Annotated in this window: 14 protein-coding genes; 4 read left to right on the top strand and 10 right to left on the bottom strand. The window is 62.2% G+C overall.

Annotated features, from left to right (window positions below):
* Nucleotides 1-29: 29 nt before the first annotated feature.
* The 4 genes from rpsA to polA form a co-directional block, all read right to left on the bottom strand.
* Nucleotides 30-1,511 (bottom strand): 30S ribosomal protein S1, encoded by a 1,482-nt coding sequence (gene rpsA / locus LDN85_RS10980; protein ID WP_026540604.1) that lies wholly within the window; start codon nt 1,509-1,511, stop codon nt 30-32.
* 200 nt (nt 1,512-1,711) lie between these two features.
* Nucleotides 1,712-2,689, bottom strand: coding sequence for a polysaccharide deacetylase family protein (locus tag LDN85_RS10975; protein WP_223943107.1), 978 nt, complete (start codon nt 2,687-2,689; stop codon nt 1,712-1,714).
* Nucleotides 2,690-2,751: 62 nt separating this feature from the next.
* The gene (locus LDN85_RS10970) at nt 2,752-4,068 is read right to left on the bottom strand and encodes a GNAT family N-acetyltransferase (protein ID WP_223943106.1); all 1,317 of its coding nucleotides are present in this window, start codon (nt 4,066-4,068) and stop codon (nt 2,752-2,754) included.
* An 84-nt stretch (nt 4,069-4,152) separates the two neighbouring features.
* Nucleotides 4,153-6,795: a DNA polymerase I gene (gene polA, locus LDN85_RS10965; protein WP_263422096.1), complete on the bottom strand. Its 2,643-nt coding sequence runs from the start codon at nt 6,793-6,795 to the stop codon at nt 4,153-4,155.
* A gap of 160 nt (nt 6,796-6,955) precedes the next feature.
* On the opposite strand from polA, the gene LDN85_RS10960 reads away from it, so the two are divergent.
* The gene (locus LDN85_RS10960) at nt 6,956-7,420 is read left to right on the top strand and encodes a hotdog fold thioesterase (protein WP_026540600.1); all 465 of its coding nucleotides are present in this window, start codon (nt 6,956-6,958) and stop codon (nt 7,418-7,420) included.
* A gap of 4 nt (nt 7,421-7,424) precedes the next feature.
* Here the strand turns inward: LDN85_RS10960 and LDN85_RS10955 are convergent, their stop codons facing one another.
* From LDN85_RS10955 to LDN85_RS10930, 6 genes are all read right to left on the bottom strand, one after another.
* Nucleotides 7,425-7,976, bottom strand: a complete 552-nt coding sequence (locus LDN85_RS10955) for a dihydrofolate reductase family protein (RefSeq protein ID WP_223943104.1) — start codon at nt 7,974-7,976, stop codon at nt 7,425-7,427.
* 13 nt (nt 7,977-7,989) lie between these two features.
* Nucleotides 7,990-8,883, bottom strand: a complete 894-nt coding sequence (locus tag LDN85_RS10950) for a hypothetical protein (RefSeq protein WP_223943103.1) — start codon at nt 8,881-8,883, stop codon at nt 7,990-7,992.
* A complete protein-coding gene (locus tag LDN85_RS10945) occupies nt 8,880-9,629 on the bottom strand; it encodes a hypothetical protein (protein ID WP_223943102.1) in 750 nt (249 codons plus the stop codon). Before LDN85_RS10945 ends, LDN85_RS10950 begins: the two co-directional genes overlap by 4 nt.
* Nucleotides 9,630-10,043: 414 nt before the next feature.
* On the bottom strand, nt 10,044-10,265 hold the full coding sequence (locus LDN85_RS10940; RefSeq protein WP_026540597.1) for a hypothetical protein: 222 nt from the start codon (nt 10,263-10,265) through the stop codon (nt 10,044-10,046).
* Nucleotides 10,262-11,467: an inorganic phosphate transporter gene (locus LDN85_RS10935; RefSeq protein WP_026540596.1), complete on the bottom strand. Its 1,206-nt coding sequence runs from the start codon at nt 11,465-11,467 to the stop codon at nt 10,262-10,264. Before LDN85_RS10935 ends, LDN85_RS10940 begins: the two co-directional genes overlap by 4 nt.
* Nucleotides 11,468-11,648: 181 nt before the next feature.
* The gene (locus tag LDN85_RS10930) at nt 11,649-12,167 is read right to left on the bottom strand and encodes an HAD domain-containing protein (protein ID WP_026540595.1); all 519 of its coding nucleotides are present in this window, start codon (nt 12,165-12,167) and stop codon (nt 11,649-11,651) included.
* A 109-nt stretch (nt 12,168-12,276) separates the two neighbouring features.
* Between LDN85_RS10930 and kynA the strand changes: the two genes are divergently transcribed.
* The 3 genes from kynA to LDN85_RS10915 are packed head-to-tail and all read left to right on the top strand — an operon-like array spanning nt 12,277 to nt 15,334.
* Nucleotides 12,277-13,146: a tryptophan 2,3-dioxygenase gene (kynA, locus tag LDN85_RS10925; protein WP_026546752.1), complete on the top strand. Its 870-nt coding sequence runs from the start codon at nt 12,277-12,279 to the stop codon at nt 13,144-13,146.
* Nucleotides 13,147-13,202: 56 nt separating this feature from the next.
* Nucleotides 13,203-14,441, top strand: coding sequence for a kynureninase (gene kynU, locus LDN85_RS10920; RefSeq protein ID WP_223943101.1), 1,239 nt, complete (start codon nt 13,203-13,205; stop codon nt 14,439-14,441).
* 5 nt (nt 14,442-14,446) lie between these two features.
* Nucleotides 14,447-15,334, top strand: coding sequence for a PaaX family transcriptional regulator C-terminal domain-containing protein (locus tag LDN85_RS10915; protein WP_026546751.1), 888 nt, complete (start codon nt 14,447-14,449; stop codon nt 15,332-15,334).
* Nucleotides 15,335-15,361: the final 27 nt, after the last annotated feature.

Raw genomic sequence — 15,361 nt, 5'->3', positions numbered from 1 at the left:
ATTCAGCACATCCCGTGAGGGAGGCGGAATTAGTTGCCGGTCAGCTTCTCACGCAGTGCAGCGAGTGCTTCGTCGGACGCCAGGGTACCGCCGCCGGTGTTGGACTCAGCAGCAGCCGGCTCCGAGGAGTAGCTCGTGGTGCCGGAATCGCTCTCACCGGACGTTGCAGCAGCAGCGTCGTCAGCAGCGTGCTGGGCAACCTGCTTCTTGTGGGCTTCCCAACGGGTCTGGGCGTCAGCGTACTGCTGCTCCCAAGCTGCGCGCTGGGTCTCGTAGCCTTCGAGCCATTCGTTCGACTCGGGGTCGAAGCCCTCGGGGTACTTGTAGTTGCCCTCTTCGTCGTACTCAGCGGCCATGCCGTACAGAGCGGGATCGAACTCGGTGCTGTCAGCGTCAACGCCCTCGTTAGCCTGCTTGAGGGAGAGGGAGATGCGGCGACGCTCGAGGTCGATGTCGATGACCTTGACGAACAGTTCGTCGCCAACGGAGACAACCTGCTCGGCGAGCTCAACGTGGCGGACAGCCAGCTCGGAGATGTGCACGAGGCCTTCGATGCCGTCTTCGACGCGAACGAACGCACCGAACGGAACCAGCTTGGTGACCTTACCCGGAACAACCTGGCCGAGGGCGTGGGTGCGGGCGAAGGTCTGCCACGGATCTTCCTGCGTAGCCTTGAGCGACAGGGAGACACGCTCGCGGTCCAGATCCACTTCGAGGACCTCGACGGTGACTTCCTGGCCAACCTCGACAACCTCGGACGGGTGGTCGATGTGCTTCCAGGACAGCTCGGAAACGTGGACGAGGCCGTCTACGCCGCCCAGGTCCACGAAGGCACCGAAGTTGACGATGGAGGAAACAACGCCCGGACGAACCTGGCCCTTTTCCAGCTTGTTGAGGAACGTGGAGCGAACCTCGGACTGGGTCTGCTCGAGCCATGCACGGCGGGAGAGCACAACGTTGTTGCGGTTCTTGTCCAGCTCGATGATCTTGGCTTCGATCTGCTGACCGATGTACGGAGCGAGGTCGCGGACGCGGCGCATTTCGACGAGGGATGCGGGCAGGAAGCCACGCAGGCCGATGTCCAGGATGAGGCCACCCTTGACAACCTCGATGACGGTACCGGTAACGACGCCGTCTTCTTCCTTGACCTTCTCGATGTCGCCCCAGGCGCGCTCGTACTGAGCACGCTTCTTGGAGAGGATCAGACGGCCTTCTTTGTCTTCCTTGGTGAGAACCAAAGCTTCGACCTGATCGCCAACGGCGACGACGTCACCGGGATCAACATCGTGCTTGATGGAAAGCTCGCGGGAAGGGATGACACCTTCGGTCTTGTAACCGATGTCGAGCAGAACTTCGTCGCGGTCGACCTTGACGACGGTACCTTCGACGAGGTCACCGTCGTTGAAGTACTTGATGGTGGCGTCGACAGCTGCGAGGAAGTCCTCAGCGGTACCGATGTCGTTAATGGCGACTACGGGGGTACCGGGCTTCTCGGTGGAGGTGATGGTCATGTAGTAGGGGCTCCGTTGTGGATAGTGAGTCGGTCAGGCAAACCGCTGCCGTCCGGTTCCGGACGGCAGAACACGGCAAAGCGCCGGGTCATCCTGATTTGTGGATTAATACAAAATGGATTTAATACAAAATGGATGCATGCACGTAGTACACGCCCGTTTATTCTAGTCGCATTGGCAAAGCAGGGTCAAAAGGAGTCTCACAAGGTCAGGACATCTCCCAGCCGTGCAAACGTGACTCCCCTGTCCAGCATTCCCGGCAAGGCCCGGCCATAGCCTTCAGCCGTGCCCGCCGCGGGCCTGTTGAAGTGCGATATGACGATGTCGCCGGCCCTTGCCCGCCCTACCTCGCCGGCCACGGTCGATGCAGGATAAGTCGCGCCACCATCGCCGTTGATGGTGAAGTTGACCGGCAGCAGCCCCAGCCTTCTGGTCATCTCCACGGCGACGTCGTCGTAGAAAGCCGTTCCGGGACGGAAGAAGCCGGGCGGAGTACCGATCAGTTCCTGCATCAACGCCTGGTTTCCCATCAGTTCATCGTAGGCGGCAGCGGTGTTGTCAGTGCCGGCGATCCCGTAGGCGGCCCTTCCGGTGACCGACAACGGTTGGTGCAGCGTTCCGTGATTGGCCAGTTCGAACAACGGTTCCGCGGCCAGTTCGGCGGCGAGTGACGGGTTGGCCTGGAGCCAGCGGCTGTTGATGAAGAGCGTGGCCGGGACATGGAGCCGGCGCAGCGTCTTCAGCAGCGCGTGGTCGCATCCAGTGCCTCCCGGGCCACCGCATGCGTCGAAGGTCAGCGCCACGTGCTTCGAGGCGGAATCGTTCACCACTCCCGTGACTTGCAGACCCCATTCTTTGGGCCGCCGCCCGGCGAATTCGGCCATGATCTGCTGTTTGTCCGGAAGCACGGTTGCTGTGGCCTTGGCCGCAGGCGCAAGGGCAGCAGCGGCCTGTTCGCTGGATCTGGCAGCGATCGACGGCGGTGGCGTCGCCGGGCCTGTCGGCGGCGCCACCAGAGGCGCCACGGACGGCGCCACCAGAGGCGACACTGAAGGCGCTGCCGCATTTTTTGGTCGTTCAACCGACGAGCAGGCAGCCAGGGCAGCGGACGCGAGGCCCGCCATTCCAAGCAGCACTGATCGCCGGCCGGCCACAGGCCGCCGCTTGGAATCCCCCATGGATGTCCTTAATTTCAGTATGGAATCGCGTGTGGTCAGGTGTTGCGCATTAGTGGTGGAGCCTAGAAATGAGTCAGGCAGTGAGCCGGACGTTCCACCGCGAACAGTTGCTGGGCGAGGAACGCTGCACCCGCCGACTTCTCCCGGATGCGTCCCGCCGCGGCCAACGTCACCGGCGACACTGCACCAAGATAGATGGAGGCAAGATCGGAAATGTCCATGCTCAAGTCGGCCGCCTCTCCCGCGGCTTCAGAAACGACGGCGGCAGCACCGCCGTCGGACTCCAGAACCCAAGTGCCGCCGGCCAGGGACAGGGAGTCCTCCACCTCCAGCACCAGGCGTCCCGCTGAGCGGTAGTGCCGGGCTTGCAGGGCTGCCCCGATGTCCAGGATCCGGAGCCACAGCATGTCGCGGACATCGGAGGCATCCACACACCTTGGGTCCTCAAGGGCCCACACCAGGGGATCGTCCACGGGCGCCTCAGCCCACACGACTTCTTCAATGAGGTCGATGCTGCCCATGAAGCGCCACAAATCGAGGTAGGCGGCCTGGGTGGCCGCAACGAAATCCACGATTTCCATGGTGTAAGGCTTGTGGTCCCACCCCTTGAAACGGTAGGAAACGTAGCCGTCCAACGCACCCGTGAGGTCATAGTGCAGAGCACAGCGGACGCTGGTGTCAGGCTTGCCGTCTTGACCGATGGAACCTGACGCGAGCAGTCGGTAGTACTCCTGACGGTCCACCGAGCCAGGCGAAAGCCGCTGGAGCCGGTCGAATACGCGGGGTGCCAACTCCAGTAGCACCGAAGGATCGGCGGCTTCAACAGTTCCCACCGGCTCACCCTTCAACCTGAATCGTGGGCCGGTGTCTACCCTGATACTGCGTTCAAAGGTAGCCACGCCGAAACCGAAGCGACCATAAATGGTTCCTTCCGAAGCCGTCAGTGCCGCAATGGCCAGGCCGTCGTCCTTGGCGCTTTCGAGGTCGGCAGTGATCATGCCGCGAAGTATGCCATTCCGCCGGTGCGTGCCACGGACCGTCACGGCGGTGACCAGGTTGGCTTCGAGCTGCCGGCCAAAGCCAACGTTCAACACTTTGCGCATGGTGGCGTACGTCGCCACCGGAACGTCGGCGCCCAGCGAATGCTCAGGGACACTGCCGTTGATGTAGACGCCCGTCAGCTCGCGCTGATCGGCACTGTAGGCGCTGAGGGTCCTGGCGATGTACTCGTCATCGCGCTTTTGTTGGTGGAAACCATGAGATACAGCCTGCACCCAAGTGGCACAACGGCTGTAGGCATCGGAGTCTTCTTTGTCTGCAACAGCAAGGAAACGGCGGACAGAGTACTTTTGCGGGTTTGGTTCATTGGGATCAGCCACGTTCCCGAGCCTAGCCAGGCGCCGCAGGGCGCGCCACCATCACAGCGGCGCGCCCTGCGGCGTTACGTGGAATTCCCGGCTGGATCAGTGTCCAGCCTCGTACCAGCTGGAACCGACGCCGATCTGGACATCAAGGGGAACTGAGAGGCGGGCAGCTGAACCCATTTGTTCGATTACCAGTTTCTCCACGGTTTCGCGCTCACCCGGAGCAACTTCGAGGACCAGTTCATCGTGGACCTGCAGCAGCATCCGGGACTTCAGGCCCTGGCCCGCGAGCTCGGCCGAGACTCCCAGCATGGCCCGTTTGATGAGGTCCGCGGCGGAGCCCTGGATGGGCGAGTTCAAGGCAATGCGTTCGGCTGCTTCCCGCGCCTGGCGATTGGTGCTCGTCAGGTCCGGCAGGTAACGGCGGCGGCCTTCGATGGTGGCCGTGTAGCCGTCCGTCCTGGCTTGGTCGACAACGCCGCGGAGGTAGTCGCGTACGCCGCCGAAGCGATCGAAGTAGTCCTTCATGAGCGTGCGTGCCTCATCCACGGAAATCTCCAGCTGCTTGGACAATCCGAAGGAGGTCAGGCCATAAGCCAAACCGTAGGACATCGCCTTCACCTTGGAACGCATGGCGCTGGTGACTTCGGCCGGCTCAACGTTGAAGATCCGGGAACCCACAAAACGGTGCAGGTCTTCTCCGTCGCGGTAGGCCTGGATCAGGGCTTCGTCGCTGGAAAGGTGCGCCATGATACGCATTTCGATCTGCGAGTAGTCGGCCGACAACAAGCATTCGTACCCTTCGCTGACCACGAAGATGCCCCGAACCCGACGACCCTCTTCACTGCGCACAGGGATGTTCTGCAGGTTGGGGTTGTTGGAGGAGATGCGGCCTGTGGCGGCGATGTTCTGCGCATACGTGGTGTGGATGCGCTCGTCCTCAGCCACGGACTTTTTGAGGGTTTCCACCATCTGGGCCAGCTTGGAAGACTCTCGGTGCGCCATTAGCTGGACCAGGAATTCGTGTCCGGTTTTCTCCAGCAATCCCTTCAGGGACGCGGCATCGGTGGTGTAGCCGGACTTGATTTTCTTGGTTTTGGGCAGTCCCAGTTCCTCGAACAGGACGGTCTGGAGTTGCTTGGGCGAACCCAGGTTGACTTCATGCCCAATAGCCGCGAAAGCCTGTTCCTGGGCACTTTCGATCACCTTCGTGAGATCGGCCAGTTGCTCGTCCATGCGGTCGGTGGAGACGAAAATCCCGGTCAGTTCCATCTGGGCAAGGACACGTGCCACCGGCAGTTCCAGCGTGGTCAGGAGGGCATCGGCCTTAATGGCGGCGAGTTCAGTTTCGAAGTGCTTGCTGAGGGCGTGCACGACGGCGGCCTGCTGGACGAGCGCTGCTGCGGCAGCTTGGTCCGTTTCGCCGGAAAGGTCAAGCTCCAGCTGCCCGGATGCGGCAACAGCGGTGGTGAGCGAGATCTTCAGATGGACCTGTGCGAGCTCGGCGAGGTCGTAACTGCGTCGGTCCGGCTGGATCAGGTAACCCGAGATGGAGGTGTCATCCACTACGCCTTCCAAGCCCAGGCCACGGTGGTGCAGGGCCTTGAGAGCGGACTTGAACTCATGCAGGACTTTGGCTTCTTCGGGGTCCTGCAGCCATGTGGCCAGGACGGACTCCGCTTCAGCATCCAGGGCCGTGAGCTCGATGTAGGCGGCGCCGTTGTTCCTCACCACAGCCAGGGCATTGGCGTCCTCACCGATCCGTCCAGGAAGCAGGTGGACAGCCAGGGCGGAACGGACCCCCGCCCCAGCAGAGAAGAAGTCCCGCAGTCCCGAGGCATCCGTGAGCGAGGCAAACTCCGGGGCTTCAATCGTGTCAGGCGCCTCACCGGCGGTGTCATCACCGTAAAGATCGAACAACCGGGTACGCAGGGTACGGAACTCAAGTTCCTCAAAGAGTTCCTCGATGGCCTGGCGGTCCGGGCGTGGCTCGTGGAGGTCCTCCAGGGTAAGGGGCAGCTCCAGGTCGGTCAGGAGCTGGTTGAGCCGGCGGTTGCGCTTGACGTTCTCCAGGTTCTCCTTCAGGGCACCGCCCACCTTGCCCCCGATGGAGTCAAGGTTTTCCAGGATTCCTTCGAGGCCGCCGTAAAGGTTAATCCATTTGGCGGCTGTCTTGGGACCCACGCCGGGGACCCCGGGAAGGTTGTCGGCCGTTTCGCCGACAAGTGCAGCGAGGTCCGAGTACAGGCCGGGCTTGACGAAGTACTTTTCCTCGATGGCTGCAGCGTCCATCCTGGGGATGTTGCTCACGCCCTGCTTGGGGTAGAGCACAAAAACGTTGTCGTTGATCAGCTGGAAGGCATCCCTGTCACCGGAGACAAGGAGGACTTCAAAACCGGCGGCGTCGCCCTGGGCGGCCAGGGTAGCCAGGACGTCGTCTGCCTCGTATCCAGGCATGGCAATGGTCTTGATGCCCCATGCCTCCATCACCTTGGCGATGAGGCCGATCTGGCCGGCGAATTCTGCGGGCGTGGCATTGCGCCCACCCTTGTATTCGCTGTACTCGGCTTTCCGGAAGGTGGTGTCGTCGGAGACGTCAAAAGCCACGGCGACATGCGTGGGCTTCTGGTCCTTGATCAGGTTGATCAACATGGAGGTGAACCCATGGACTGCGTTGGTGTACTGCCCCCGGGCTGTGGAGAAGTTCTCCGCGGGAAGGGCATAAAAAGCCCGGAACGCCATGGAGTGGCCGTCCAGGACCAGCAGCCTGGGCCGGCCATCCCCCGTGGTTCCGGCCGATGCTGTGGCAGAGGGGGTGGGTGCTGTCGCGATGGCAGCAGCTTGGGCCGTTGGAACCTGGTCCGGTTTGGTTGTTTCACTCACAGGTGCCAGCCTAGTTGGCATGATGGACAATTTCACGCCGAACCCCTTTGTCGACGAACTCAACGAGGCAGGGGTGCCCGAACAATTCCACGATTGGCTTTCGGCGCACGGCGTCGGAGCGCTGGTGGTAAAACTCGGTATCCGTTTCACTGAGATGAGCGCAGAGAGAATGGTCGCCACCATGCCTGTGGAAGGAAACACCCAAGTGGCGGGCATCCTCCATGGTGGCGCCCACGTTGTCCTTGCAGAGACGCTGGGCTCCTTTGCAGCATCCCTCCATGCAGGGAGGGGCCGCCATGCCGTAGGCATCGAGGTTGGCGCAACCCATCACCGTTCAGTAGCCGCGGGCTTGGTAACGGGCACCTGCACGGCCATTCACCTGGGCGGCACGCTGGCTACGCACGAGATCGTCATCACCGACGACAAGGGCCGCAGGCTTTCGACCGCGAGGATCACCAACATGATCCGGGACAACCGCCACTGACTCCCTAAGCCCGGCCCTTCGGCATCCGGTAGTGCAGCTCTGCCGCCGCCCCGCCAATGGTTTTGTGCGATACCAACTCAAGTGGCGCCGTCGGGCCCCGGAGCGGCAACAGCCGCTTTCCTGCGCCCAGCACCACCGGCACTATCGTGACGATCATCTCGTCCAGGAGGCCGGCATTGGCGAATTGGGCCACCAGGTCCCCACCGCCAACCAGCCAGACATTCTTGTCGCCGGCATCCTTGAGCAGGTCCGGAGCAAATTCCCTGACGTCTCCGCGGACAAAAGTGATGTTGGCTCCGGCCGGAGCAGAATACTCGTGGTGGGTAAAAACCCAGCTGGGAAGGTCCGGATAGGGCCATGCGCCGGGCTCGTGCTCCAGGAGCCATCGGTAGGTGTCCCCGCCCATGGCAATACACCCAACGCCGGCCATGAAGGACTCGATGCCCTCGTTGACGCCTTCGACCTGATCGAACTGCAGGAGCCAGCCAAGGTCGTCGTCCGCCGAGGCAATGAAGCCGTCGATGGTGGAAGCCACGTAATACTGGAAGGTCGCCATGGAGCCAGCCTAGTCAGTCGGAGGCAGGGTTCCCATACTCGACCCGGACACTGCCGTCGTCCTGCAGCACCACCACGCGCCCCCGCTCAAGCGACCAGCCGTCATTGAGCAGGAAGATCCGTCCGCCGCTGACCACCAGCAACCTCAGCCCCGTGTACCGGTAGAGCGGGGCCCCCTCGGAGCCGGCCGATTCCTCGCGGACATTTGGAGCACCAACGGCAAGGCGGTCTTTGCTGTAGACCACCGCTGTTGGCAACAGGCTCGAGCGGGCCTGGTAATCCAGGGCCGCTCCCCGGCCCAGAGCCTGGGCGTAGTCGGATGTACCCCAAAAGAGCAACAGGGTGACGAGGACGAACACCAATGACCTCTCAAGGGCCCTTGGTGCCTGCGGAGTCCGCGGTGGGGGCTCTGTACGGTCATCGGTCCTGCGTCTGAGGTTCATGCCCCATGCCCCCACCACCAGTCCCCCTGCGATCAGGAAAGGCACGTACAGCAGGATCTGCTCGGGGCGGGCGGAAACGGCAAGCCACATGGCCGCAGCGTAGGCAAAGCCGAGCAGCATCACCACAGTGCCGGACAGGCGGACCGCCTTCCTGTAGCGCCCTGCCTCGAGAAGCCGCGACACAGCACGGTCCAGCATGAGCCACAGCAGGCCAATGACCACCAGCCATGCCAGCGGCTGGAACAGCGACTGGATGCTCCGCAGGATGAAGTCCTGCACCGTGTAGCCGAACAGGCTGACGTCAAGGCCCATGGCTTTGGCTTGGGCATCCGTACGAGCCCACCCGAAGTAGACCAGCAATGCTGTTGCCACGGTCAAGGGGGGCCCGATGACCTGGAGGACCTGAAGGGTCCGCTGCCAACGGGTGTTGTTGATTTGCTCTTCGGTATCCGGTGCGTCGCTCACGGTGCGGCCGTGGGGCTGGCACCGCTGGCGCGCGGCGTTGCCGGCGGCTGCGTTGCGGACGGCTGCCCGGACTCCTGCCCATCCGGCTCCTGCCCGCTTGACGGTGGCGCAGTGGCAGGTGGAGTGGCAGGTGCAGTGGGGGTAGGGCCATTGCCGGGTGGTGGATTCCCGGTGCCCGGGGACTGGGCGGAACCGCCGGAGTCGTCATAGAAGAAGGTCACCGTTCCGGCAACGTCCACTGTGTCCGTAATGGAGATACGGATGGAGTCCCGCCCGCCTGAAGGCGGCATCCGCAAATAGACGGGCTTGTAGTCGTCCCTGGCGGCGACGAATTCAGCGTCCGCCGGGACGCCGTCGAACAGGACATCGCCTACGCGGACGTAGTAGCCGTCCAGGCGGACAATCGTTCCGCCGGTACTGGGCCCGGACGCCCGCGCCAGTCCGTGGACGGGCCTGAGTTCTTCGTCCACCACCGTCAGGCCAACGAGCTGCCGCGGGCAGGCTTCGCCCTGCCCTGGTTCTACGGTGAAGACCGCATTGGGGTTGCTCCGGTGCTGCGCCAGCAGGGACGCAGCGGTGGCAGCCACCCTGAACTCCAGGCATTGGGTTTGCGGAATCCGCGGCGTGGCAGCAACGGCGATGGAGGCGCGCTGCCAGTCCTGCTGGGCCCCGCTTTGAAGCGCCTTGCAAACCGCTGCGCCAGCCAGCCATACAGCGGCATCGTCCGCCCCCTGCACGCTGTCCACCAAGGCATCGCACTGGAATTGCTGAAGCAAAAGGTACCGCTGTCCGGAGGTGGGATCATTCGGCCCGACCGGTCCTATGGGGACCCAACGAACCACTGGAGCCTCTGCCTTCGGCGCCCCAGGCCCTGCAGGACCCGCCGGCTGGGTGGCCGTAGGGACCACGTTGTTTGAACTTGGCTGGGCGGGCGCAGCCGCCGTGGAGGAACCGGGAGAGGGTGATTCTCCCTGGGGAGCCGGCGGAAGGCAGGCACAAAGCGCCAGCGTCAAGACCGGAACCAGGGCCAGTCCAAGGGATTGGCTTCGGGATGGGCATTTCATGACAGCCCCGCATCTACCGGATCACAACCACGCAGTTATGTGCATAACTACATTGCTGATTATTCTCCCGAATGCCGTGGACGGCCAGAGATGCCGCTACTTTCCGAAGTAGGGAACTATCAAGTAGATTCCGAACAATACGGCCACGCCGCAGACGCCGAAACAAACGAACGCCAGGGAGCGAACGAGTCCGGGTGATTTTTGCTGGGCGTCACCGGCGATGGCGGTGAGCCGCACTCCCAAGGAGTACAGGACCACCAGCGTCACGGCTGCCACCAGGGTCACGCCGGCAACCTGCAGCAATTCCAACCATTTCATCGCTGCGCATCCTCGTTTTTGCTGGTCTTTTGATTCTTCTTTTTCTTGCGGAACCGCACCGCGTGGTGGGCCTCTTCAACCTCGACAGCGTTGTGGTGGCCCACGTGCGATTTGCGGGACGCGACAAACATGAACAGCACTGCTGCCGTTCCCACCACCGCGGCAATAATGACACCCACGACGCCGATGCCCACCAGCAGCGCTGTCAGCGCACCGACAATTGCGGACGCTGGAAGGGTGAAGAGCCATCCCAAAGCAATCTTTCCCGCGGTACCCCAGCGAACGGAGGTGCCTTTGCGGCCCAGGCCCGAGCCGATGACTGAGCCCGAAGCGACCTGCGTGGTGGACAAGGCAAAGCCGAGGTGGGATGAGGCGAGAATGGCCGACGCGGTGCTGGTTTCAGCGGAGAAACCCTGGGCCGGTTTGACCTCGGTCAGCCCGGAGCCCATGGTACGGATGATGCGCCACCCGCCGGCATAGGTGCCGATGGCGATGGCGAAGGCACATGCTGCGATGACCCAGAACTGCGGACCGCTGCCCGGTTCCTGGGTGCCGGCGGCAATAAGGACCAGGGTGATGATGCCCATGGTCTTCTGGGCGTCGTTGGTGCCGTGTGCCAGTGCTACGAGGCTGGAGGTAAAAATCTGACCGGTGCGGAAGCCGCCACGTTTCTGCGTGAGCTTGTCACCGGTCTCGGGATCGTGCCGTGAGGTCAGTGCGTAGGCCAGGCGGGTACAGATGTACGCCACCAGTCCCGCGATCAGGGGCGCGAAGACGGCGGGCAGGATCACTTTCTGCAGCACGGTCTCAAAATTGATGGAGTGGAATCCGATGCCCACAACGGCTGCGCCGATCAGTCCGCCGAACAAAGCGTGCGACGAACTCGAAGGCAGGCCCTTAAGCCAGGTGATCATGTTCCACAGGACAGCACCCATCAGGCCGGCAAAAATAATATCGGGAGTGATGTGGATGCCATCGGATCCCTCCCGGATCAGCCCGCCGGAAATGGTCTTGGCTACTTCCGTGGAGAGGAAGGCACCCACGAGGTTCAGCACGGCGGCCAGGGCAACGGCCGTCTTGGGCTTGATCGCCCCCGTAGCGATGGGCGTAGCCATCGCATTTGCGGTGTCGTGAAATCCGTTGGTGAAGTCAAAGAATAGGGCCAACGCTATTACCAGCGCGACCATGAAGGTGATATCCACCTGTTGCCCAATCTGCAGAGTCGACGACGTTCAGCAGTTTCACTTCCCCATACCTGCCATCCACAGCATAGTTCAGCAACTGTTCAACTGACTCTGCTTGCGGCATTCACTCTGGCGGGCTTGAAACCTTAAGAATCCTACGTGGCATCCTGTGAGCGGACAAACGTATCTTCCCTGGGCTTCAGCCCAGATACTCCCGAACAGCGGCAAGGTCGCCCGGCGACAGTCCCTTACGGGGATCGGGTGAGATACAAAGCACATGGTCCTGCTGGTATTCGGCCCAGGAAAGGGCATCGGATTCCCTGTTGAGCTGGTCATCGAGCCATACGATCCGCTGGCTTCCCGAGGACGCCAGATCCTTCTGGAGGGCTACAAGTTTCCACCACTCGGACCCCTGGTCCCAGCCTTGGCTGGACAGGACGGGCCACTCCTGACCGTTGAGGCCAATGGCAGGGCAGAGAAACTCGGGGGCAAGGCGCTCCCACGTGGTCAGCCAAACGAAACGCGCAGCAGGGTGGGCAGCGAGGTCATTGAGTCCGGCAACCAATTCCGGCGCGAAAGCCACCTCCAGGATGCCGGCGTCGGCAGTTGCCCATTCGCCGCCCCAGTCGGTGGTCCCCATAGGGCTGAAGGGGTTTACCACGCCATCGACATCCAGGTAGATGGACACGGGCACGGCGGCGCTGCCGGCATATTCCATGGCCACTCCCCCTTCCCCAATGGTTGGCCTTCAGCCTACGGGACTCCGGGCTCAACCAGATCACAAATCAATCCCTTGACGTGCGTCATGGAAGTGATAATCTCAAGTCATGGAAAAGCCCACAGTCCATTCCGCCCAGAGCGTCCGGGATATCGAGGACACAGTCCGCACTGATTTCCGGCACGCCATGTCCTACGGCGGATATCTGGACCTTGACCACCTGCTCAGCTCGCAGCACCCCCTTAGCCAACCGGAACACCATGATGAACTTTTGTTCATCATCCAGCACCAGACCAGCGAGCTCTGGCTCAAACTGGTCCTTCATGAACTCCTCGAAGCACGCCGGCTTTTTGATGCCGACAACCTGGGCAAAGCCCTGAAGTGCATCGCCCGAGTGAAGGCTATCCAGCGCACGATGACCGAACAGTGGTCCGTCCTGGGAACCCTCACCCCGCGCGAATATTCGCAGTTCCGTGGATTCCTGGGAAGTTCATCGGGCTTCCAGTCCTACCAGTACCGTGCTGTCGAATTCCTGCTGGGCAACAAGAACCGCGGGATGCTGCGGGTGTTCGAAAGCGAGCCCGAAGCGCATGCGCTGCTTGGCAAACTCCTGGAGGAACCCACGCTGTACGACGCTTTCCTTGCTGTCCTTTCACGCGCCGGATACGGGATCCCCACTGACATCCTCGAGCGCGACACCAGCGAGCCGTGGACCTTCCGCCAGGACCTCGTGCCCATTTTCCAGAAGATCTATGAATCGGACGACACTCCGTGGGGCCTGTATGAGGCTTGCGAGGACCTGGTGGACATCGAGGACAACTTCCAGGCCTGGCGGTTCCGCCACCTGCGGACGGTCCAGCGGACCATCGGTTTCAAGGTGGGCACTGGAGGATCCTCCGGGGTTGACTTCCTCAAGCGCGCCCTGGACCTCACCTTCTTCCCCGAGCTTTACGCCGTCCGTACCGAAATCGGTAACTAAGCATCCAGGCCACCACCGGGCCATTGCCCGGCCACACATATTCCCAAGGAGGAACCATGACCACAGCACAGCAGACCCAGCGGCCAACGGCGGCCGAACTGGACGCCGCTGATCCCCTTGCCGCCCAGCGCGATGCTTTCTACGCGCCCGACGCCGATCAGCTTGCCTCATACCTGGACGGCAATTCGCTGGGACGCCCACTAAAAGTCACCGCTGCGAACCTGGATGCCTTTGTGCACAAGTCCTGGGGCAGCCGCCTCATCCGGGGTTGGGATGAGCAGTGGATGGATGAGCCGATCACGGTGGGAGACCGTATCGGTGAGGTGACCCTGGGCGCGGCCGCAGGGCAGACCACCGTGGGCGACTCCACGTCCGTGATGCTCTACAAGATGATCCGTGCGGCGGTGGACGCCCAACCGGGCCGGGATGAAATCATCATTGACCGCGACAACTTTCCCACGGACCGCTTCATCATCGAAGGCATTGCCGCGGAACGTGGTGCGACCATCAAATGGATCGCCGCAAACCCTTCCAGCGGCGTGCGCGCGGAGGACCTGGACGCACTGTTGGGTGATAGGACAGCGGTAGTGGTCCTGAGCCACATTGCGTATCGCTCCGGGTTCCTGGCCGACGCCGAGGGAATCACCGCGAAAGTGCACGAGGCCGGCGCACTGATGCTGTGGGACCTTTGCCACTCCGTAGGTTCGGTGCCCCTTGAGCTGGACAAATGGGGCGTGGACATCGCCGTAGGTTGTACTTACAAGTACCTCAACGGTGGCCCGGGTTCGCCGGCGTTCGCTTATGTCAACTCCTCGATGCAGGACCGCCTCCAGCAACCCATCTGGGGTTGGATGGGAGCTGAGAACCCGTTTGGCATGACGGACAGCTACCGCCCTGCCCAAGGAATGCGCAGGTTCATCACAGGAACTCCTCCCGTGCTGGCCATGCAGCCCATGAAGGACATGCTGGAGCTGATCGCCTCTGTTGGCATGGACGCAGTCCGCGCCAAATCCATTAAGCTCACCGAATACGCGATCGCCCTTTCCGAAGAACTCCTGGTTCCGCTGGGCGCTGAAATCGTCAGCCCCCGTGACGTCGCCGAGCGCGGATCCCACATCACTGTGGACCACCCCCTCTTCTCAGATGTCACCGCAAAGCTCTGGGAAAAGGGTGTCATCCCCGACTTCCGCCCTCCGCACGGCCTTCGCATTGGCTTGTCGCCGTTGAGCACAAGCTTTGCCGAAGTCGAACTGGGAGTGACAGCAATCCGCGACGCGCTCTCTGAACTGCAGTAACCGGAATGAGCGCCGTCCTTGACGACATGGACTCCCGTCCAGGGAGTACCACGTCGTTGCTGCGAACCGTTATTGGCCTGTACTTGCGTGACGCCGGCGGATGGATGTCCGCCAAAGACATTGTTGTGCTCATGGAGGCCTTGGGAACGTCCGGAACAGTAACCCGCACTGCCCTGGGCCGGTTGCGGAAGAAGGACGTGGTGCTCCAGGAGACGCGCGCCGGGATTCCCGGGTTCACCCTCACCGACGGCGCTGCAACCATGCTGGCACGTGGTGACCGCCGCATCTATAACCCCCGCAGCATGTCGTTGGAGGACCCTTGGTGCCTGATTTCCTTCTCCATTCCCGAAACGGAACGCGAAAAGAGGCACCAGTTGCGGCGCCGGCTCCACTGGATCGGCTGTGGGACGGTGGCGGCGGGTTTGTGGATCTGCCCTGATACATTGCGCGAAGAAGTTGAGGAGATCCTCACTGACCTGTCGATCCGGGACATGGCCACAATCTTTGTGACGGGAACTCCCTTGGTTGGCGGCAGCCTCCGGGAGGCAGCCGCCAAGTGGTGGGACCTGGACGCAGTGGCCGCGCTCCATAGGGACTTCATCCGTGAACACGGTTCGGCAAGAGCTCAGGGTTCCGATGCTTCAAGGCCCCAGAGCACAACGGTGCAACCGTCCGCGGATGCCTTCTCCATTTACGTGCAGTGCATTGACCGATGGCGGATCATCCCTTACCTCGACCCCGGGCTGCCACCGGAATTCCTGCCGGAGGACTGGCCCGGGGCCGAAGGTGCGGAGCTGTTTGGCCGGATTGTTGCTGCCTACGCGGAGCCCGGCGCAGAGTTTGTCCGCCGGACCCTGAAGGAAACATCGGGAATTACCCCCGCTGTCCCCTGATCCAGCGCTGACGGAATGCTGACGTGC

The sequence above is a fragment of the Arthrobacter sp. StoSoilB20 genome (assembly GCF_019977295.1).
Lineage (GTDB): Bacteria > Actinomycetota > Actinomycetes > Actinomycetales > Micrococcaceae > Arthrobacter > Arthrobacter nicotinovorans_A.
Note: the sequence above shows the minus strand (reverse complement) of the source record. Positions and strands in the feature narration are given on the sequence as shown.

What these genes read in the sequence shown, in the direction of transcription:
- rpsA (WP_026540604.1), bottom strand. Translation starts at nt 1,511, where the DNA reads ATGACCATCACCTCCACCGAGAAGCCCGGTACCCCCGTAGTCGCCATT.
- LDN85_RS10975 (WP_223943107.1), bottom strand. Translation starts at nt 2,689, where the DNA reads ATGGGGGATTCCAAGCGGCGGCCTGTGGCCGGCCGGCGATCAGTGCTG.
- polA (WP_263422096.1), bottom strand. Translation starts at nt 6,795, where the DNA reads ATGGCGTTCCGGGCTTTTTATGCCCTTCCCGCGGAGAACTTCTCCACA.
- LDN85_RS10960 (WP_026540600.1), top strand. Translation starts at nt 6,956, where the DNA reads ATGATGGACAATTTCACGCCGAACCCCTTTGTCGACGAACTCAACGAG.
- LDN85_RS10955 (WP_223943104.1), bottom strand. Translation starts at nt 7,976, where the DNA reads ATGGCGACCTTCCAGTATTACGTGGCTTCCACCATCGACGGCTTCATT.
- LDN85_RS10940 (WP_026540597.1), bottom strand. Translation starts at nt 10,265, where the DNA reads ATGAAATGGTTGGAATTGCTGCAGGTTGCCGGCGTGACCCTGGTGGCA.
- LDN85_RS10930 (WP_026540595.1), bottom strand. Translation starts at nt 12,167, where the DNA reads ATGGAATATGCCGGCAGCGCCGCCGTGCCCGTGTCCATCTACCTGGAT.
- kynA (WP_026546752.1), top strand. Translation starts at nt 12,277, where the DNA reads ATGGAAAAGCCCACAGTCCATTCCGCCCAGAGCGTCCGGGATATCGAG.
- kynU (WP_223943101.1), top strand. Translation starts at nt 13,203, where the DNA reads ATGACCACAGCACAGCAGACCCAGCGGCCAACGGCGGCCGAACTGGAC.
- LDN85_RS10915 (WP_026546751.1), top strand. Translation starts at nt 14,447, where the DNA reads ATGAGCGCCGTCCTTGACGACATGGACTCCCGTCCAGGGAGTACCACG.